This window comes from Paraburkholderia panacisoli, from assembly GCF_008369935.1.
GTDB lineage: Bacteria > Pseudomonadota > Gammaproteobacteria > Burkholderiales > Burkholderiaceae > Paraburkholderia > Paraburkholderia panacisoli.
Map to the genome: position 1 here is coordinate 12,096 of NZ_VTUZ01000013.1, position 19,885 is coordinate 31,980.

A 19,885-nucleotide genomic window follows, 5' to 3' on the forward strand; every position below is an offset into this window, starting at 1 on the left:
GCTGGCGCAAGACATGAATAGACCTCGAGCTCTGGCGCGTCAAGCGCGTGTTCCTTTCTCAAGCGCAATCCGGTACGGTAGTCCCACGACCGGATGACAGTCAGGCTGTCGCGACGGCTTTCAAAAACTCGTCGATCGTCAGGACCTCGTGGCCAAAGGTCGGATAGGACACGTCAATCGCCGCGCGATGAGCCAGTTCGGTGAAGTCAGCAACCGCATCCTTGAGGAAGGTCACATGAAAACCTGTCTCCAGGGCATGACGGCCCGTACCTTCCACACAGGTTTGGGAGGTCAGTCCGGCAAGGACGACCTTTTCGATGCCGTTAGCGCGAAGTTGCTGTTCCAGATCGGTGCCGATAAACGAATCGAACATGCGATGCTGGCTGATGATCGTTTCGCCTGCCCGGGGCCGAAGCGGCGCAAAGAAGTCCGCCCCGTGACTACCTTTCCAGAACACCTGGTTGTCGATACCGAACTGAAAGCGCGGATGCACGTGACGGACGTCGTCGAAGCTATGTTCGTCGACCCCGTGCGGCGAAAAGAAAATCTTCATCCCTGCGGAACGTGCACCGTGCAAAAGCCGCCTGAGATTCTCCACCAGTGCGGTTTCCTCAAGCATCGGCGCAATCATGCCATTGAGCTTGCCGTCTTCCGCCAGAAAGTCGTTCAGCACGTCGACCAATATCAGGGCGGTAGTTTGAGTTGAGTAGTTCAATGTGTTCATCACGAATCCTTTAGCGGTAGGTAGTACGTTGGCGTTTTGCCAGTTCGCTGGCAATGCGTTGCGACCTCAGTTGGCGCTTTGACCGCCGTCCACAATCAGCGCGTGTCCATTCACATAGGAAGCCAGGTCGGACAGCAAAAACAGCGCGGCCTTGGCGATGTCATCAGGCTCGGCCAGTCTGCCAAGCGGAATATTGACCGCGAAGGGGTGGGACTCGGTACCGTCAACGTTTGCGTCGATCCGTGCAGATGTCATCGGCGTCTTCGTGATCGATGGATTAACGGAGTTGACTCGGATGCCTTGCGAACCCAGTTCTACAGCAGCCGCACGGGCTAGTGCAACGACGCCACCTTTGCTGGCGCTGTAGATCGTCGTGCCGGGATAGGCGATGCTGGCGAGAACCGAACCGTTGAATACGATTGATCCACCGTTGCCCTGCGAGCGCATCTGTGCCGCCTGGGCCTGAAGGCCAAAAAACGCCGCTTTGAGGTTCGTATCGATTACGCGGTCCCACGTCGCTTCATCCAGCTTGTCTAGCGGACCGCCGCCGGAGACGCCGGCGTTATTGAAGGCGTAGTCGAGCCGGCCGAAATGCGCCACGACCTGGTCAACCACATCAGTCATGCTTCCCGACTTCATCACGTCGGCCTGAATGAAAATGGCCTCGCCGCCGGCCGCGACAATGTCCGCTACGACGGCATGGCCTTCGTCTGCGCGACGCCCGGTCAGTGCCACTTTGGCGCCTTCCTTTGCGAAGAGGATTGCGCTTGCACGACCAATCCCAGACGTGCCGCCGGTTACCAGCGTTACTTTTCCTTTGAGCAGCTCCATCACAACTCCTGGTTTCAATTCGATGCTTGTCCGATAGCCGGAGAACCTTCTCCGACCATCGTTTTCCATGAATCCAGTGTGATCTATTTGTGCTATGGTGACTATCCGTCTGCAACGAAGATGAGTTATTCGTTTGCCAAATGAATGATCGCTTCCAGGAATTGAGGCTGTTCGTGCGTGCTGGCGAGTCCGGCAGTTTTTCAGCCGCCGCGCGCGAAATGGGACTGTCGCAGCCCTCGGTGTCGCGTATCGTGTCCGGGCTCGAAGCGAGGCTCGGTGTGCGTCTGTTGCTTCGCACCACACGCAAGATCGTTCCGACTGAAGCCGGCCACGCGTATCTGAAGAAAGCGAAGCAGCTTCTGCTGGATCTCGAGGAGGCAGATGAAGCAGCTCGCGGAGGCGGCAGCCTCAAGGGCACATTGCGCGTGGCGGTCTCCGAGACCTTGTGTATCCGAACTATTCTCCCTAACCTGCGAGACTTTCTGGACGGTCACCCGCAGTTGAAGCTGGAGTTCCTCACTGCAGACGTCATGCATGACCTGGTAGCGGAGGGCGTCGACATGGCAATCCGTTTCGGGCCCTTGCCGGATTCGGCATTCGGTGTAAAGAAACTCGCGACACTCAGGCGGCTGTTGATGGCGTCGCCGTCATATGTTGAACAGCATGGGGCACCGAAAACGCCTGCCGAGCTTGCCCACCACGATTGCATTTTCGGCCCCACCGGAGTGCCGACTCTGCCTTGGGAATTCACGAAGGGCGCTGAAAAAATAGCGGTCAAAATTGATCCGCGTTACTCGTTCACGTCTGCTGAAGCGCTGATCGCGTGCGCGCGCGAGGGTCTGGGTATCGCGCGGGCGTCGGTCCTCATGTGCAAAACAGAGCTTGAAACTGGACAGCTCATAGCGTTGCTTCCGAGGTTCGCGCTCGCCCCTGTTGAAATCCACGCGGTCTTTCCTGCCGGGCGAATACCCTCCCAGAAAGTACGATCGTTTACTGAGTTCCTGGCTGGCGTTCTCGCTGATCTGAAATGACCCACGGGAACCGTGGGTCACAATCACCGGAACATGCTCAGGAAGCGAACTATCAGCTTGGTGAATCAATCGTGACCAACGCGGCTATCAGGCTGAGCGCCTGTCTTCCTCATCCTGGTAGCTCGGGTAGTCGGTGTAACCGAGATGCGTACCTCCCCAGAATGTCGAACGATCATATTGGGTGAGGGGGAGCCTATGTTGCAAACGACGTGGCAGATCGGGATTGGAAGTGAAGTGCCGGCCAAATGCGACGAGGTCGACATCGCCCTTGCGCAGGATTTCTTCCGCGCTATCGCCGTTGAAGCCGCCGGCGGCAATGATCGGGCCGTCGAAAGCGTGGCGTAGCAGAGCAGACGCCACAGGCTTCTCATGCTCGTCGAGCGTTTCGACGCCTTTGATGCGTGGTTCGATAACGTGCAGATAGGCGATGCCAAACCTGTTCAATTGCTCTGCCGCATAGGTAAACGTCGCTTCGGGATTGGAGTCGGATATTGAACCCCACTGTCCGCTTGGCGATAAGCGCACGCCCACGCGGTTCGCCCCCCACACCGATACCAGGGCAGTCACCACCTCGATCAGGAAGCGCGCGCGTTTTTGGATGGTGCCGCCGTACGCATCTGTACGCTTGTTGGTGCCGTCCTGCAGGAATGTATCGGCCAGGTAGCCGTTCGCCGAGTGCAGTTCAACCCCGTCGAGGCCGGCAGCCAATGCGCGCTCGGCACTTTTCCGGTAATACTCGATCACGGTCCGGATTTCGGCGACATCGATCGCCCGGTGCATCGAGACCGGCACCCAGCCGTTATGCGTCAACGCTTCGCCTTCAAACGGCACCTCTGACGGCGCTATCGGCGCCGCACCGCCTGTCAGGTCGACGTGCGACTGGCGTCCGTCGTGCCCCAACTGCATGAAGACGCGGCCGCCCTTCGCATGGACGGCGTCCGCGATTTTCCTCCACCCCGCGATGTGTGAGTCTTCATAGATGCCAGGTGCACCGAGGTAGCCGCGGCTATCGTAAGACACGTGCGTCGATTCGGTGATGATCAGGCCACCGGCGGAAGCGCGTTGGCTGTAGTACTCCAGCATCATCTCGCTGGGACTGTCGTCGCTGTTGGCGCGAAGGCGCGTGGTCGGCGCATGCACCACGCGGTGATTTAATGTGTAAGGGCCGAGTTGGAGCGGCGAGAAGAGTCTGGTCATCGTCAATCCGTGATGAATGTCGAATGCAATTGGCGCAGCGGCGAACTAGCGCTGCTGCCGCTGTGAGGTGGCGCGATCCAGCTCGCAAAATTCACGGTCGGATAAGGTGATCGCGCTGGCCGCAACGTTCTCTTCCAGATGCGCGACGCGGGAGGTCCCCGGTATCGGCAAAATCACTGGACTGCGCTGCAATAACCACGCGAGGGCGATCTGCACGACGCTCGCCTGATGGTTGCGCGCAATGGTGTCGAGAAGCGAGCCGGTGCGGGTCAACTCGCCGGCCGCCAAGGGGAAGCACGGGATGAAGCCAATGCCGTGGGCCGTGCAGTAGTCCAGCACGTCTTCACTACCGTGGTCACCCAGGTTGAAACGGTTTTGCACGGTCGCCACTTTGAAATATTTCGACGCAGCCTTGATGTCGGCCACCGAGACTTCGCTCAGGCCGGCGTGGCGAACCACGCCGCTGTCGATCAGGTCGCGCACGGCGCCAAACTGCTCATCCCGAGGCACCGCCGGGTCGACGCGATGCAACTGCCACAAGCCGATCTGTTCGATACCAAGCCGCCGCAGGCTGCCGTGGGCCTGCTGAACCAGGTAGTCCGGCCGGCCATGCGGGGTCCAATGGTTGGGACCTGTGCGTGCGAATCCCGCCTTGGTTGCCACGAGCATCTCTGCGCCATACGGATGCAGCGCTTCACGGATCAATTCTTCCGAAACGTTCGGCCCATACGCGTCCGCCGTGTCGATGAAATTCACGGCGAGTTCAGGCAGGCGACGCAGCACGCGAATGGTCTCGGCGCGATCTACGGGCGCGCCCCAGATACCCGGGCCGGTGATTCGCATCGCTCCAAATCCGAGCCGGTGGATTTCCGTGTCGCCGCCAATTTTGAAAGTACGGCGTGGGATAGCCATGTTTCACCTTATGCGGCAGTGACCGCACCTTTTTGCACACGAACCAGGTGCTTGCCGATGCTGGCTGTCAGGATCAGCGCCGTGACTTCGCAGAGAGCGGCGGTCCAACCCAGGTTGTTCACCGAGGTGAAACTCAAGGTCAGGGAACCGAGTGCGGCGCCGAGCGAAAAGCCGAGATACATGAACGAAGCGTTCAGTGACAGGGCAATCGGCGTGCCGCGCAACCCGGCCAGATTGATAAGTCCTGCTTGCTGCGCGGGGTAGAAGGACCAGTGCGCAACACCCCAGCCCACGACACCGATCAGGATGGGGACCAGCGCCAACGTCGCCGGCAGCCAGTGCGCGCTCGCCGACATGAGCGAGAAAGCCAGGATCGACACGCCCAGGCAGGGGATGATCACGCGGCTGGGACCGAGGCGGTCCACTGCCTTGCCGCCGATGACCACGCCGATGGCTGCCGCTACGCCCCAGGTGAACAGCACGTAGCCGATTTGTGCGCCATGCAATGGCGTGGTTTTAGCGACGAACAGCGCCAGGTACGTATAGATCGTGTAGGCGCCCATCGCCCAAAGCGTGGTGACGAGCAGGGTCATCAGGATGACCGGCTGGCGCGCAACCTGGATACGCTCGCGCAGCGTGGCAACCGGCAATCCTGCGCCGATATTGCGGGGCAGGCCGAGCAGCAAGCCTGCCGTGGCCGCAGCGGACAGGGCGGCGACGCCCGCAAAGGTCATGCGCCAGCCGAGCCGGTCTCCGACCAATGCGCCCAGCGGCACGCCAAAGGCAACCGCAATCGTGATGCCGCCGTTGACGATGGCGAGCGCCGTGCCGCGCCGTTCCGGACCGGCGATGGCGCCGGCCAGCGCGTTGGCGCCGGGAACATACAGTCCGGCGGCTGCGGCGAGCAGGATGCGGGCCGCCATCAATTCCCAATAGTTCTGGGCGGCCCAGGCGAAGATGTTCGCCACCGTGAAGGCGGAGAGCGACAGGATCATCAGCGTGCGCCGATGGAACGCGCCGGTCAGGGCCGTCAGGATCGGCGAGCTGAGTGCGTAGGCCAATGCAAACACCGTGACTAGCTGGCCCGTGGCGACGATGCTGGTATGCAGGTCCGTGGCAATGTCGGGCAACAGGCCGGCAATCATGAAGCTCTCGGTGCCGACCGCGAATGTCCCTAACGCCAGCCAGTAAAGCGGAGCAAGGGATGTTGGGTGGGTGGTGTTGTTCATCGCGTGCTCCGCTTACGCTACTACTGCGTCGGTGGTGTCGTTGCTATAGAACGGATAGTCGGTATAGCCGACATCTGTGCCGCCGAAGAAGGTGGGGCGGTCATACGGGTTCAGAGGCAACTTAAGGCGCAGGCGTTGGGGCAGATCTGGGTTGGCGATGAAGTCGCGGCCAAATGCAACCAGGTCGGCGTCGCCTGCCTGGAGGATGGCCTCGGCGGTATCGGCCTTGAAGCCGCCAGCGGCAATGATGATGCCCTTGTAGTGCTTGCGGATCAGCTGCGCGGCGACCGGGTTCGGATCCTTGCTGTCGTCGTCGACGTTGCCCAGCACGCGCGGCTCGATCAGATGCAGATAGGCCAGGTTCAGTTTGGCGAGTTCTTCCGCGACGTAACTGAAGAGACCTTCAGGATTGCTGTCCGACATATCGCCCCAGGTGCCACTCGGGCCAAGACGCACGGCCACCCGGTCGCCGCCCCACACCGAGATAACGGCCTGGGTGGCTTCGATCAGGAAGCGGGCCCGGTTTTCGAACGAGCCGCCGTAGATGTCGGTGCGCTTGTTGCTGCCGTCCTGCAGGAACTGATCGAACAGGTAACCATTGGCGGCGTGCAGTTCGACACCATCGAAGCCGGCCTCCTTGCCGCGAATCGCGGCAGTGCGGAATCTCTCCACCAGCCCGGCGATCTCGGGGATGGTCAGCGCGCGGCTCGGCGTGTTCGGGATCCAGCCCGCTTCGGTGTAGGCAACGCCGCCATGCGGCACGGCGGAGGGCGCCACCGGCTGCACGCCGCCTGGCTGCAACTGACTGTTGGACTGGCGCCCGGCGTGATACAGCTGCAGGAAGATGCGGCCGCCCTTGGTATGCACGGCGTCCGTCACCTGCTTCCAGCCGGCGATCTGGCTGTCGTCGTAGAGGCCAGGCGCGCCGAGGTAGCCGTTGCCGTTGGGTGCGGCGATGGTGGCTTCACCGATCAGGAAACCGCCTTCTGACGCGCGCTGCGCATAGTACTCAGCCATCAGCGGGCCGGGCCTGGCGCTTTCTTCGGCGCGCATGCGGGTGAGCGGTGCCAGCACCACGCGATGTGCAAATTCGTAAGGACCGACTTTGATTGCGGAATGAAGCTTGGACATGATTTCCTCGAGATTGAGTGGCTGGTGGCGTTCAATCAACAGCTGCCTTTCGACCTTGAGGAGCAGTGTATGGACGGACGGGGATAAGAAAAATAGGCTAAGGTTCCGAATATCTCGGACAATAAAGTCCGCAATCGAGTCGTTCGCTGCTACAAAACGAGTCGTAGCCGGGTTTCGAACGCTTGCCCGCGTCGCCCAGCTGGCACAAATCGGCCTCGGGCCTCGGGATGCGGCAATGGACAGCCTCAGTGGTATTTCGGTGTTTGTGCAGGTCGCGGAAACGCGCAGTTTTACCGAGGCGGGACGGCTGCTCGGTGTATCGTCTTCGGCGGTCGGCAAGAGCGTTGCGCGCACTGAGGAGCGCCTCGGCGTGCGGCTCTTTCACCGCAGCACGCGCAGCATCACGCTGACGGCTGAAGGGGCGTTGTTTCTGGAACGATGCCGGCGCGTCCTCGGCGAGCTCGAAGCGGCGGAAGCCGAACTATCCGACGCCGCCGGCAGTCCGCGCGGCAGACTGCGGATCAGTACGCCGCAACTGTCCGAGCTGATCATGCCGGCGCTGGACGGCTTCATGCTGCAATACCCGGACATCGAACTCGACGTCGATCTCTCCGATCGCATGGTGGACATCATCGAAGAAGGCTTCGATGTGGTCATACGCACGGGTGACCAGCACGATTCGAGGCTTGTGTCGCGGCGCCTCGGCTCCTGCGGTCAGGTGCTGGTCGCTTCGCCCGGCTATCTCGGGAAGTACGGCGTACCCAGGCATCCGTCTGAACTCGTGCAGCATGCCTGTCTGCTACATAAATTCCCCGTCAGCGGCAAGCTGGAACGCTGGCCGTTTCAGCTTGCTGCGTCGGAGGCGGAGCCGGAGCTGCCGCAAACCTTCGTCGCCAACACCATTGAAGTGCTGGGCTTTCTGGCGCTTCAGAACAAGGGCCTTGCCTTCCTGCCGACCTTCCTTGTGCGCGACGCGCTGGCGAGCGGTGCGTTACAGATCGTGCTTGACGATTTCATCGACCAGACCGTCACCTTCTGGATCTTGTGGCCGGCGAGCCGCTACGCTTCGCCGAAGCTGCGCGTCTTTATCGACTATGTCAGTCAGAATCTGCAGATCTGATCGCGACAGCAACGAATCAGCTAAAAGTCGCGGTGCCGGACTGAAGTGTCCGAAATGATCGGAATCTCAGCCCGTTTATCTCCAATCTCTTGAACTCTACTATTCCCTGTCGCTGCGCAGATGGTCTGCACAGCCTCAAACTGGAGGGTTCTTGTGAACAGTATCGTCAGGCGAGCCACAGGCTCCGGCAAAATCAGGGTAGGCGTTGTTGGGCTAGGCAACTGGTCGGAATATGGGCACCTGCCTTCGCTGAAACTGCTGCCGGAATATGAACTGACGGCGGTGTATAGCCGCAGCCCGGAAAAGGCGGCAGCACTGGTCGCGCGTCATGGATTCAAATACGCCGCAGCCTCGTTGCAGGAACTGGTATCGCATCCGGACGTCGATCTCGTACTCGTGCTGACACCCGCGTTCCGGCACGAAGAGGGCATCCGCGCGGCCATCGAGGCGGGTAAGGACGTCTACTGCGAATGGCCGCTGACGCCGACCACTGAATTGTCGAACGAGTTGCTTGCGTTGGCCGGGAAGGCCGGCGTGCGCACCATCGTCGGCCTGCAACGGCGCCTCAATCCGGGCTACCGCTATGTGCGCGATCTGCTGGAGCAGGGCGAGATTGGCGAAGTACGTTCGGTGCGTTTGCACGTGAGCGTCGAGTACTTCCAGCGTGAACGGCCTGCTTCACTGTACTTCACGATTCCCGAAAAGAACTTCTCCAGCCTGCTGTCGATCTACGGCGGCCACTTCCTGGACGCCTTGTTCACGACGATGGTTGGCTATCCTCAGAGCTTGTCGGCGCTGACTGTCAACCAGTTCAAGGAAGTTACGCTGGTTGAAACTGGAGAAACATTCCCGCATGTCAGCGCCGACCAGGTCGTACTGGCAGGGACTTTCGCCAATGGCGCCGTGCTGACGGTCCATATCGAGGCGGGAAAGCGCAATAACTTCGGTATGCAGCTCGACGTGACAGGCAGCAAGGGCGACCTGAAAATCTGGAATACCACCAGCTTCGGCGATGCCTTCAACCGCATCGAAATCGCGCGGGGTGACCGCCAGCCGCTTACCGGGCTGACGATTCCGGCAGAGTACGAATGGCTGCCGCCAAGCGAACTTGGCGCGAGTGTGCTGGAATTGGCGAACCTGTACGCCGCCCATGCACGCGACGTCAAGACCGGTTCAACGCTTGCGCCCACCTTCGCTGACGCGATCCGGATGCATGAACTGATTGACCAGATCGCTGAGTCGAATCGCACGGGCCAGCGTGTCCCCCTCTCGTTCAGCACGCCTGGTTAAGCCCGACAGCCGGCTCAGGCACTGACGCCGGCTCCAATCCTTGAGCGGCTCCGCCATCCGATTTCGCAAACTTCACCAAGGAAACGCAATGTCTATCCATCCCGTCGTTCTGATCACAGGTGCGTTGACCGGCATTGGCCGTGCAACCGCGCTGGCTTTTGCCCGTGAAGGCGCCCATGTCGTTGTTTCGGGGCGTCGCGTGGACCAAGGTCAGAAGCTGTTGATGTTCGTTAATTCTGCTAGCCGTGTCCACGGCTGCGCTACGGTCAGGGTGCGGGTTTTGAGCCGGTGAAGGTATTGGGGATGCTGGATCGCAAGCGGATCACCGGCTATCTCGACGTGGCGTTCAAGCGCCTGATTGAAGAAGGCCGGCCCGGCTGGGCGGTCGGTACCCCGAAAGCGTAACGTCATAAGAGCCAGAGTGGACACTGCGTCCACTCTGGCTCTTATGACGTTAGATTGGTGTTAGGAGTTTGGCCTTCAGTGCATTGAACGTGGCGAGAACGCTCTGATACTTATCTTGCAGGATTTCGATTGACCTATCCAGGGCTGCAAGCGCTTGCTTTCGCCGACCGTTATCGGGTATGGCCTGGCGCGCAATGTCGGATAGCGTGCAGATTAACTCGGAACGCGGCGCGTGCGTTACTAATGGAGCCCCCATAGCTCTCATCGGCAACACGCTGCATGCCGGTCCACGGGTCGATATCACCAATGGTAGGATCGTCAGAAGGAGGATCAGCAGGGAGAAATGATCCGGGCGCCTGCGGCCAGGCTCCGCTATTGCTGAAGCCGCCACCATCCTCGCCACTTGGCTCCACCGAAACAAAATGAAAGTACTCCTCAATCGATTCAGAGAAAGGAATCAGTCGCTTATCCAGACCATCATGGTGACGAAGTGCCAAAGCCTTTGCCCTGAGATTCAGGGAAAGCTGATGTCGCGGGAAATCTCCTCAAATACCGGATTTTTATCATCCACTGGAATCGTCTCGTCCTTGAGCTTCTCCCAATAACGCTTGAATCTTTCCAGATAGTCTTTCCCATAGACCGTCAACTGCACGCGATCCAATCTGCGACACACAGATCGTCCGTGTCACCCACCCTTTCCATCCCCTGCGCGGACAGGAGTTCGTGCTGCTGGAGCGTCGCAGCACCTGGGGCGAAGAGCGCGTGTATTTCCACGATGAAACAGGCAGGCTGAGACGCCTCCCGGCTTCGTGGACGAGCGCCGCAGCGCCCAATGCATTCGAAGTCCTCTCCGCGGGACGATCCGCATTCCGGGTTGAAGACCTACTGCATCTGGTTGGGCTCATCGCCCGACACCGGGAAGCCAATACGAATGCCGGCAGCAAATCGGGCAAACGCAAGGCGTCAAGGAAATAACGCCGCATGTGTAAATTTAAATAAGCCCATGTTACTCTGGATAAGCTAAAGATTAACGCCCTCCTTGATCCTTTATAACTCACCGATGACACGAAAATTAACTGCGATTATCGTTGAATGCCAAACTGGAAGCGATCAAATAAAAACTTGACATTTCTACATGCCGGGCATAATTTATATTACATGAAACGAGCCAAGAAACCCGACGTGAAACTGGCTGCTCTGCTGGAGAGTGGCACCCTGAACCCGCATGCGCGGGATGTACACGATCCTGCGTTCATTGCCAGCGACTTCTTCGATTCCCGGGATCTGGTGCAGGTACGCTATGAGATGCTTCGCCGCGTTCGTACTGAAGGTCAAACCATAGCCGAGGTGGCAGCAAGATTTGGCGTATCGCGCCCGACTTTCTACAAGGCGCAGGTCGACTTTGATCGTGAGGGGTTGGCGGGGCTTCTGCCGGACAAGCGTGGGCCTCGCGGTGCCCACAAGCTCACTGGAGAGGTGCTGCGCTTCATCGAAGAGGCGCGCGCCACAGAGGGCAGCCTGAGCACGAAGGAGTTGCTCGAACGCATAGCAGCGAAGTTCGGTTTGAATGTGCACCGGCGCACCGTGGAGCGCGCGCTGCGCCGAGAGCCGAAAAAAAAACGCCAGTGATTTCCCTGCGCCCATAACGTCAGACCCGGATGCGCTGGTCGAGGGCTACGAAGCCTTGCGCATCGATGTGGTCGAGAGACGGGGGTGCTGCCCGTCGGGGCGTGGGCTCACGCTCCTGATGCTAAAGGGCATGGTGGCGTGGATGTCGGGCATGCGTGAGATCGTCCCACGCACACCTGCTGCACGCGCCACAACTCACGATGCAGGCCCGAGCGCGGGCATCCCGCAGGACCTGATCGATATCCTGACATCGATGGTGCTCGCAAATGCACTGGAGGAGACGGCATGACTGCCAGTACACCCGACAAGATACAGGCCAGGCATCTCTCGAGAAACGCATACCTGTATGTCCGCCATAATTCCGGGCAAAAAAATATGGCCGAGTAGTTCCATTTTTATTGCGTTGGCAGCGTTTTCGTCCCAACGAAGTCGGCATTATCCTGACTCCTCTCAAGGCAATCCTGATTGGAAGGAGATCATCATGGAGCCGTCATACAGTGGTTCGTGGTCGTTGCGGTGTGTGCTAGAGGGGCCGCTCGCGCCCTATATCAGTTCCTTTACTAAATCACTGGACGACCAAGGATTTGCTCTAGAGTCGAGCCACGTGCAAACCCGATTGGTTGCTGATTTCAGCCGCTGGCTCAAGCAAATACATGCTGTTTTACCAGCGATTACGGACGAGCATATACCGCGCTATCTGCGTTATCGGGCTCGTCATCGATGTCGCAGATCAAGCGACACCTGTGTATTGAAACGGATGCTGGATTTCCTGCGCCAACAGGGTGCCATCGCAGAATTGCCGACCGTTGCCGTCGAGGTGACGCCCTATCGGCAGTTATTGGATGAGTACACGGCGTACTTGCAGCAGGAACGGGTACTTTCGGCCGAGACGATCGATATCTATGTGCCTTTTGCCCGAGTCTTTTTGACGGCCTGTTTCCCTGACCGTAAAAAAATACAACTCGCTTCGCTGCGCGCCGCTAACGTCATCGCATTTGTGCAGGAGCAGGTAAAACTCCTCCATCTGGCGCGGGCAAAAATGATGGTCACTGCGCTGCGATCTTTCCTCCGCTATTTGCTTTACTGCGGCGCCGTCAAGTGTGATCTGGCTACCGCGGTACCTACCGTTGCCAACTGGTCGATGGCATCGGTCCCTCGTGCGATTGCGGTGGAGCATGCGCAAGCAGCGCTCGCATCTTGCAACCGTCAAAGCGCCGTGGGCTCCCGAGATTATGCAATTTTATTGCTGCTGGCCCGACTGGGTTTGCGTGCGGGCGAAATCGTCGCGCTCAAACTGGATGACATCGATTGGGATAGTGGAAGTCTGTATGTGCATGGTAAGGGCGCAAGAGGATGCCCCATGCCCCTACCGGCCGATGTGGGTGAGGCGATCGCCGACTACCTGCAGAAGGGGCGACCGCACAGTACCAGCCGCTCTGTATTTTTGCGTAGCGTAGCGCCGGTGGGGGAGTTTAAGGGGCAGGAAGCCATTGGATCTATCGTTGTGCAGGCGCTGGAACGAGCGGGTGTTGATACGCCTCACAAGGGTGCGCATCAGTTTCGACATCGACTGGCCTGCGATCTCTTGCGCCAGGGTGCTTCCCTGGCAGAGATTGGCGAGCTGTTGCGCCATCGTCAACCAGAAACAACGGCGATCTATGCGAAGATCGACCTCGCTGCCTTGCGCACACTGGGCTTGCCTTGGCCGGGAGGTATGCAATGAACACACTGCGCGAAGCGGTTCAGAGCTATTTAGCGTTGCGCCGCGGCCTGGGATTCAAGCTGCTTCTTGCCGGCAACGCTTTGCAGGATTTCGTCACCTTTATGGAAAAGCGGCGGGCTGTTCACATCACCCTACGCCGCGTGCTCCAGTGGGCACAGCAACCGAAGCACGCTCAGCTGGCGACGTGGGCAGCACGATTAGGTTATGTCCGCGGATTTGCCCAGTACTACAGTGCCTTCGATCCACACACGGAGATTCCACCGTGCGCCTTGATGCCGTATCGGCCGCGCCGAGCGAAGCCCTACCTTTACAGTAGCGAAGAAATTGAGACTCTACTTCAAGCCGCATTGACTCTTTCCGGCGGAATGGGCCTGCGTCCGTGGACATATTATTGTTTCTTCGGTCTGCTGAGTGTGTCGGGATTACGCCTCGGTGAAGCGCTCGATTTGACACGGGAGGATGTTGACCTGAAGGAAGGCATTATGACGGTTCGGGGGAAATTCGGAAAAATACGGATGGTGCCTCTGCATGAGTCAACCCGGCAAGTGCTTGCTGCTTACGTCACACGTCGTGAGCGTTTTCTTGCTGGACGCTCCGCGCCCCACCTGTTTGTGTCCAGCACGCTCAATCCATTACATCGCGCGGAAGTGTACAGAACGTTCCATTCGTTGTCGCGCCAAATCGGTTTGCGCAGCCCCACCGCTACCCACGGACCGCGTTTACATGATTTTCGCCACCGATTTGCCACAGAGACCCTGTTGCAATGGTACCGCAATGGCGAAGACGTCGAACGCCGCTAACCGCTTTTGTCCGCTTACCTAGGGCACGTTCATCCGAGCGATACCTACTGGTACCTCAGCTTGTGCCCGGAGCTGATGGGGCTCGCGGCAAAACTGCTCGAACATCACTGGGAGAACCCATCATGAAATCGACCATCCGATTTTCCACGCTACTGCAAGCCTTCTTCACCCAGCGACTCATGCAGCAAAAGCAAGTCAGTTCACACACGATCGAATCTTATCGTGACACGTTCCGGTTGCTACTAAAATTCATCCAAAAGAGTCGACACAAGCAGCCGGCCCGTTTGTTGTTCGAAGACATCGATGCACCACTTATCTGCGCATTTCTCGACGATTTGGAAAAGCAACGTGGTATCAGCGCGCGAAGCCGCAACGTTCGTCTCGCCGCCATCCGCTCCTTCTTTCACTATGCGGCCTTTGAAGTACCTTCCCGATCCGAACAGATTCAACGCGCACTCGCTATTCCCACCAAGCGCTATACCCGCACTCAGGTCGGATTTCTGACACGACCAGAGGTGGATGCGTTACTGGCCGCGCCCGATAGGAGGACGTGGAGTGGTCGTCGGGATCACGCGTTGCTCCTGACGTCGGTGCAATCCGGCATGCGCTTGTCTGAAATGACAGGACTCAAGCGGCAGGACGTGACCTTGGGCACAGGCGCCCATGTTCGGGTAGCGGGTAAAGGTCGAAAGGCCAGGTGTATACCTCTCACCGAGCAGGCTCGTGCGATCGTCGAGAGCTGGCTGCAGGAGACTGCCAAGGCAGATAGCGACATCGTGTTTCCCAATGCACGAGGTGGTCGTCTTAGCGCGGATGGAGTGAGTTACATTCTGACGAAACATATTGAGACGGCCCGCAAGACCTGTCCCTCCCTGCGAAAAAAGCGCGTGACTTTCCACCAGCTTCGACACACCTCGGCAATGGAAATGCTGCGAGCGGGTTTCGACGGAACCATGATTGCCCTGTGGCTTGGTCACGAGTCCCCCGAAACCACACAAATCTATTTAGATGCGGACCTCGAACTAAAGAAGAAAATGCTGGAGAAAGCCACACCCCATGACTGTAACCTCGGAATTTACCGGCCTGATGATCAGCTGCTGGCTTTCCTCAATGGATTGTAGCGTGCCAGAATAATGCCGAGCATTGTGCCGCCTCATGCTGCGGCGGCAACCTACAAATAAGATCCTTTATTACGTCATCAATAAGTGCTCGGCCGTATTTTTTTACACGGAATTATGGCGGTAATTCCGATCTCGGAATTACCGCCAGTCGACCTTGCGGCAGGTGTTCGAAAACACGGAGAGTACCCAGCGGCAGTATGCGCTGCGCGAGCGTGCTGTCTCCCTCGGGTGGAGAATTGACCAGGTATTCGTGATCGACTCCGATCTCGGACAATCCGGCGCGTACGCAGTCGATCGCGAGGGCTTCCAGCGGCTGGTCACCGAGGTAAGCATGGGCAAGGCTGGAATCGTGATGGGCCTGGAGGTTTCTCGCCTGGCACGCAACTCGTCGGACTGGCACCGGCTCCTGGAAATCTGTGCGTTGACCGATACTCTCCTGCTCGACGGAGATGGCGTATATGATCCTGCGCACTTTAACGACCGCCTCGTTCTGGGATTGAAGGGAACGATGAGCGAAGCAGAGTTGCATATTCTGCGGGCAAGGTTACGTGGAGGAATCCTTAACAAGGCTCGACGTGGTGAGCTTGAAGTACGTCTGCCAATCGGCTTTGTCTACGATGGCGAAGGACGCGTAATTCTGGATCCCGATCAGCGCATTCAGGAAAGCATCCGCGACTTCTTCCTCACGTTTCGTCGCACCGCTTCGGCCACGGCTACCGTCAAGGCCTTTCGTAGAGCGGGGCTAAAGTTTCCGCGGCGGATCTATCGGGGTCCACGCAAGGGCGACGTCCAGTGGGACGAACTCGATCACTCGCGTGCGCTGTGGGTCCTTCACCATCCCCGCTACACGGGAGCATTCTGCTTTGGACGCACACGCACGCGCAAGCTTCCCGACGGCCATCAGGTATCGCAGACATTACCCCTGGACGAATGGACCGCCCTCATTCGTGACGCGCACCAAGGTTACATTACGTGGGAACAGTTCGAGCAGCATGTGCAGATCCTGCGCCACAATGCCCAGGCCCACGGCTGTGAGCGGGACCTCGGTGCCCCTCGCGAAGGGCCGGCGCTGCTGCAGGGACTGGCGATATGCGGGCGTTGTGGTGACCGGATGACGGTCCGTTACCATATCCACGACACGCAGCGCGTGCCTGACTACATGTGCCAAAGGCGCAGCATCAACGAAGCAGCAGGACGGCCATGCCAGCAAATCAACGGTGATGAACTTGATCAGGCAATCGGCAGGCTTCTGGTGGAAACCGTTACACCCGTGACGCTTCAGGTCGCGCTCGCGGTGCAGAAAGAGCTCGAGGATCGATCAGGAGAGTTCGACCGGTTGCGACGGCAGGAGATCGAACGGGCGGGTTATGAAGTCGAGCTGGCCCGTCGTCGTTACATGCGTGTCGACCCCGACAACCGTCTCGTAGCCGATTCGCTGGAAGCCGAGTGGAACCAGGCACTGCGAGCGCTTGCTGCTGCCCAGGAACGCTATGAGAAGCAATGCGAGAGCGGGACCGTACAGCTCGATAAAAAGCAGCGCGAGAGCATCATGGCTCTCGCACAGGACTTCCCGCGCCTGTGGAACGACCCACACACACCCGCGCGTGAGAAAAAGCGTATGGCCCGTCTGCTGATCGCCGACGTGACGCTGCTTAAGGACACCGAGATCATCGCACACGTGCGTTTCAAGGGTGGCGCAACCCGTGAACTGCGTCTGCCTTTGCCCAAACCGTCATGGCAGTTGAGACAGACTCCGGCAGCGGTCGTTGCCGAAATCGATCATCTGCTGGAAGGACACACTGACCGCGAAACAGCAGAACTACTCAATGCGAGTGGTATGCGCTCCGGTGAAGGCTTGTCGTTCAGCAGGCTGATGGTACGGCGCATCCGTATCGATTACGGGTTGAAGACGCAATATGAGCGCCTGCGGGCGCGCGGACTGTTGAGCGCCACGGAGATAGCGAAGTATCTCAAGGTATGCACGGCCACCATTGCCGATTGGCGACGGGCGGGGCTGCTCAAGGCATACCAATATAACGATAACGGCCAGTGCCTCTACGAGCGCCCTGGCGTCGACGCTCCCAGGAGGTTTGCGCACAAGAACAAAGCTCGCCGCAAGGCGGCTGCAGACGTAACTTCCCCCTGAAATGACAGATGAGGTGCATTATGCCGCGAACTCCTTATGAACGGCTTCAAAGTCTGTCATTGCCGGAGCGACAAAATCAGTAAACGTGTTCCGGTTGAGGGTTTCGCGGCGTTGGACCAGCTGAATGAGCCGGTCCATCAAAAGCCCAAAAGCCGTGAGCGTTGCGACAGGCATTTTATGCTCCTTCATTCAGGTGGGACACGGCCCCCCGGCGCGTCTCCTTCGTAATGGAGTATGTGCCGTGCTGAACCGTCATGGAAGCCAGAGAGGACGCGTCCTCTCTGGCTCTTATGTTCTTCATGAGCTTATTTCCCGTCTCGGTCGCGTTTTGCGATGTACGTCGTCAGCAAGGAAACATACACGCCAAAAGAAAACATATCCGGCCATTGCCTCAGATGCATGTCTTTATATCGCGGACAATAACGTCTCTTTTACGCGATTGAACCGGTAGCAGACAAAGTTGTGTGCGTTTTGAAGGTCAAACACTTTGCTGGCTAAAGCCTCGCGAGCTTTGAGTTGCTTTTCTTCATCGGCGATCGGTTGCTCTGCGATCTCCGAAAGCGTTTTCATAAGTTCAGTAACGCGCTACGTTGCCGTGTCCGGGTATAACATCGCCCGCGATACGGATCAGCGGTTCTTTAGTCGGGTAACCAAAATAATAGCTGATCGATTTAGCGAAAGATTCCAGTTGCGTGTCCAAACTTGGGTTATCGGCTAACGCCAATGCCTTAGTCCTTAGGTTTTCTGAAAGTAGCGAATCCTCAAATAAGGCCGCGAAGACGGGATGCGTTTTTGAAAATGGATATTGAACGTCGGCCGTGACGGCCAGGTACTGTTTGAACCTGAATGAGTCGGTGTATCACCAGCCCGAATGCTGTGATCGTCGCGAGAGGCATGTGCTGCTCCCTGGTTTCAAGCGCTGCAAGGCGGACTCATCAAACGCCATAACTGCCCCCGGTACACTCCGCGGTTTCCTCCCTCGAGCTTTGTCCAACGCCTGCCCGCACGCGTGCTCGCGCACTCAGGGGTGGCGGACAAGGGCAGGCGTCGAACAACGCTTAACGAAGTCAGCCTCTTGACCCATCGTCGATGTGGTCGTTGCCACGATGAGGCGGGCGCTAGCCGCCGCGACCTGACACTGCGGGTACGTGACAGACGTAAGAGACGTGCGTGCGTCGCGGCGACTGAAGTGCGACGGAGCAGATCTGAATGGAGCCTGAGCTACCGTTTGGCGACCCCGCCAAACGGCAACCGTCCGCTAAAGCAACCCGCTGCGCTGACGCACTGCGCGCTTCGCCCCCTGCGACAGCGCGTAATAGGCTACCGCACCTACGACCATCCCCGCGACCGCTTCGGAAAACCACGGTGCCATCCCGTGAACGAGCAACGCGGCGAGCGCGCCGAGTGCCCACGCCGCGAACGCGCTGCCACGAAAGTTCGGTACGTCTTCATCGTACGAATAATGACGGACGAAGATCTGATCGACGATGATCACCGCGCCGATTGGCGGTACCAGCACGCCGAGCAGGTTCAGCCAGTTCAGGAACAGACTCCACACGCCAGCCAACGCCAGCAGGCCGCCAAGCAATCCGAGCAGGACCGTCATGGTTCTCATCTTTTTGCCCGCAATGCGTCCCCAGCCCACCGCGCCGTTGTACAGGCAATGCGTGCACACTGACCCGAGGTTCACGAAGACGAAAATCAGCGCAATGCCCGACAGCACGCCCCCATGGCTGGTCAGAACCGGCATGAAGTTACCACCCTGCGTCGCCGGCGCTGCAGCGGCCCCCGCGCATACGATCGCGATACCGAACACCTGTGCAATCAGGTTCGCAAACGGAAACGCGGTGAGTGTCGCGTAGACCGCACTCTTTCCGTCCTTTGACCAGCGTGTGAAATCCGCGGTCATCGTTCCGGAATCAGCAAAGGTCGCCACCACCAACGTGACGGCGCCGCCGAAGGACATCAGGCTGTTCATGCCAAGCCCGTCGTAAAGAAACACTGTTGATAGTGCGTGCGCCGATCCGATCAGGTACAGCGCTACGAGACCGAGCGCCACATAGAGTGGCGCGGCGATCATGCCGACGATCGACAGCGCACGAATGCCGACGAACGTCACAGCGGTATAGAGCAGCGTGGCCACGATGATAGTCGCCGTTTCGTTCCAGCCGAAAGACGCATGTACCGTCGTGCCGGTGAGGCCCGTCTGAAACGCATACCATCCGACGACGACGCTCGCGAGAAAGCCGGATGTGATTGCGTAGCCCTTTTTGCCAAACGTACGCTCGGCCTGAAGCGCAAAATTGCGACCGGTACTACCGGCGATAAAACTCAGCGTACCGACGTATGTCAGCAGAATGGCGTTGCCCATCAGGATCGCGAGCAGCGCTCGCGAAAAGCCGAGGTTATAGGCGATAACTCCGCCGAATACTGAATTCGTAATGATCATCGGAAAGCCGAACCACACCGCCGCCACCGAAGATAACCGGTGACGATGCGAGAGCGGGACGGGCTTGTGCTCGAACTCTTCGTCGAGCCCGTGCTGTTCGGTCGAACTGGTCATGATGTTCCCCTGGTTCCTGGTCTGGATGCACGG

At 58.7% G+C, this 19,885-nt stretch carries 20 protein-coding genes and 1 pseudogene; 12 read left to right on the plus strand and 9 right to left on the minus strand.

The annotated features are described in order from the left end of the window. Positions 1–100 precede the first annotated feature (100 nt). Positions 101–724, minus strand: coding sequence for a cysteine hydrolase family protein (locus FVF58_RS20250; RefSeq protein ID WP_149671655.1), 624 nt, complete (start codon positions 722–724; stop codon positions 101–103). A 66-nt stretch (positions 725–790) separates the two neighbouring features. Then, positions 791–1,555 (minus strand): SDR family NAD(P)-dependent oxidoreductase, encoded by a 765-nt coding sequence (locus FVF58_RS20255; protein ID WP_149671656.1) that lies wholly within the window; start codon positions 1,553–1,555, stop codon positions 791–793. A gap of 140 nt (positions 1,556–1,695) precedes the next feature. Here FVF58_RS20255 and FVF58_RS20260 point away from each other — a divergent pair, with 140 nt between their 5' ends. Then, complete coding sequence (locus tag FVF58_RS20260) at positions 1,696–2,586, plus strand: LysR family transcriptional regulator (RefSeq protein WP_149671657.1); 891 nt, start codon at positions 1,696–1,698, stop codon at positions 2,584–2,586. Between the two features lie 87 nt (positions 2,587–2,673). Here the strand turns inward: FVF58_RS20260 and FVF58_RS20265 are convergent, their stop codons facing one another. Genes FVF58_RS20265 through FVF58_RS20280 form a run of 4 tightly spaced genes read right to left on the minus strand, consistent with a single transcriptional unit; the run spans position 2,674 to position 7,055 of the window. Next, positions 2,674–3,783, minus strand: a complete 1,110-nt coding sequence (locus FVF58_RS20265) for an alkene reductase (RefSeq protein WP_149671658.1) — start codon at positions 3,781–3,783, stop codon at positions 2,674–2,676. A 45-nt stretch (positions 3,784–3,828) separates the two neighbouring features. Then, positions 3,829–4,695: an aldo/keto reductase gene (locus FVF58_RS20270; protein ID WP_149671659.1), complete on the minus strand. Its 867-nt coding sequence runs from the start codon at positions 4,693–4,695 to the stop codon at positions 3,829–3,831. Positions 4,696–4,703: 8 nt separating this feature from the next. Next, positions 4,704–5,924 carry an MFS transporter gene (locus tag FVF58_RS20275; protein WP_149671660.1) on the minus strand — a complete coding sequence of 407 codons (1,221 nt, stop codon included), beginning with the start codon at positions 5,922–5,924 and terminating at the stop codon, positions 4,704–4,706. Between the two features lie 12 nt (positions 5,925–5,936). Further along, a complete protein-coding gene (locus FVF58_RS20280; protein ID WP_149671823.1) occupies positions 5,937–7,055 on the minus strand; it encodes an alkene reductase in 1,119 nt (372 codons plus the stop codon). 235 nt (positions 7,056–7,290) lie between these two features. On the opposite strand from FVF58_RS20280, the gene FVF58_RS20285 reads away from it, so the two are divergent. From FVF58_RS20285 to FVF58_RS54210, 3 genes are all read left to right on the plus strand, one after another. Beyond that, entirely contained in the window at positions 7,291–8,175 is an 885-nt protein-coding gene (locus FVF58_RS20285) for a LysR family transcriptional regulator (RefSeq protein ID WP_149671661.1), read from the plus strand. Positions 8,176–8,328: 153 nt separating this feature from the next. Further along, entirely contained in the window at positions 8,329–9,465 is a 1,137-nt protein-coding gene (locus FVF58_RS20290; protein WP_246217126.1) for a Gfo/Idh/MocA family protein, read from the plus strand. 88 nt (positions 9,466–9,553) lie between these two features. Further along, a complete protein-coding gene (locus tag FVF58_RS54210) occupies positions 9,554–9,757 on the plus strand; it encodes an SDR family NAD(P)-dependent oxidoreductase (protein WP_281291236.1) in 204 nt (67 codons plus the stop codon). 627 nt (positions 9,758–10,384) lie between these two features. On the opposite strand, the gene FVF58_RS51515 is transcribed toward FVF58_RS54210, so the two are convergent. Beyond that, on the minus strand, positions 10,385–10,522 hold the full coding sequence (locus tag FVF58_RS51515; RefSeq protein WP_188130875.1) for a hypothetical protein: 138 nt from the start codon (positions 10,520–10,522) through the stop codon (positions 10,385–10,387). 23 nt (positions 10,523–10,545) lie between these two features. Here FVF58_RS51515 and FVF58_RS54775 point away from each other — a divergent pair, with 23 nt between their 5' ends. The 8 genes and pseudogenes from FVF58_RS54775 (at position 10,546) to FVF58_RS54220 (ending at position 17,289) form a co-directional block, all read left to right on the plus strand. Beyond that, the gene (locus FVF58_RS54775) at positions 10,546–10,845 is read left to right on the plus strand and encodes a DUF5372 family protein (RefSeq protein WP_188130888.1); all 300 of its coding nucleotides are present in this window, start codon (positions 10,546–10,548) and stop codon (positions 10,843–10,845) included. Between the two features lie 117 nt (positions 10,846–10,962). After that, positions 10,963–11,499, plus strand: a complete 537-nt coding sequence (locus tag FVF58_RS20305; RefSeq protein ID WP_246217127.1) for a helix-turn-helix domain-containing protein — start codon at positions 10,963–10,965, stop codon at positions 11,497–11,499. A gap of 151 nt (positions 11,500–11,650) precedes the next feature. Continuing rightward, positions 11,651–11,788 carry a hypothetical protein gene (locus FVF58_RS51520; protein ID WP_188130876.1) on the plus strand — a complete coding sequence of 46 codons (138 nt, stop codon included), beginning with the start codon at positions 11,651–11,653 and terminating at the stop codon, positions 11,786–11,788. Between the two features lie 192 nt (positions 11,789–11,980). After that, a complete protein-coding gene (locus FVF58_RS20310) occupies positions 11,981–13,222 on the plus strand; it encodes a site-specific integrase (RefSeq protein ID WP_149671663.1) in 1,242 nt (413 codons plus the stop codon). Then, positions 13,219–14,022 carry a tyrosine-type recombinase/integrase gene (locus tag FVF58_RS20315; RefSeq protein ID WP_246217128.1) on the plus strand — a complete coding sequence of 268 codons (804 nt, stop codon included), beginning with the start codon at positions 13,219–13,221 and terminating at the stop codon, positions 14,020–14,022. Before FVF58_RS20310 ends, FVF58_RS20315 begins: the two co-directional genes overlap by 4 nt. Positions 14,023–14,144: 122 nt before the next feature. Then, positions 14,145–15,143, plus strand: coding sequence for a site-specific integrase (locus tag FVF58_RS20320; RefSeq protein ID WP_149671664.1), 999 nt, complete (start codon positions 14,145–14,147; stop codon positions 15,141–15,143). A gap of 151 nt (positions 15,144–15,294) precedes the next feature. Next, positions 15,295–16,140 (plus strand): annotated as a pseudogene (locus FVF58_RS54215) (recombinase family protein); the annotation flags it as partial. Beyond that, on the plus strand, positions 16,138–17,289 hold the full coding sequence (locus tag FVF58_RS54220; protein WP_281291241.1) for a recombinase zinc beta ribbon domain-containing protein: 1,152 nt from the start codon (positions 16,138–16,140) through the stop codon (positions 17,287–17,289). The pseudogene FVF58_RS54215 and the gene FVF58_RS54220, both read left to right, overlap by 3 nt. An 18-nt stretch (positions 17,290–17,307) precedes the next feature. Here FVF58_RS54220 and FVF58_RS51525 read toward each other — a convergent pair whose 3' ends face one another. After that, positions 17,308–17,463, minus strand: a complete 156-nt coding sequence (locus FVF58_RS51525; protein WP_188130877.1) for a hypothetical protein — start codon at positions 17,461–17,463, stop codon at positions 17,308–17,310. A 1,084-nt stretch (positions 17,464–18,547) separates the two neighbouring features. Beyond that, positions 18,548–19,852, minus strand: a complete 1,305-nt coding sequence (locus tag FVF58_RS20330; protein WP_149671666.1) for a cytosine permease — start codon at positions 19,850–19,852, stop codon at positions 18,548–18,550. Positions 19,853–19,885: the final 33 nt, after the last annotated feature.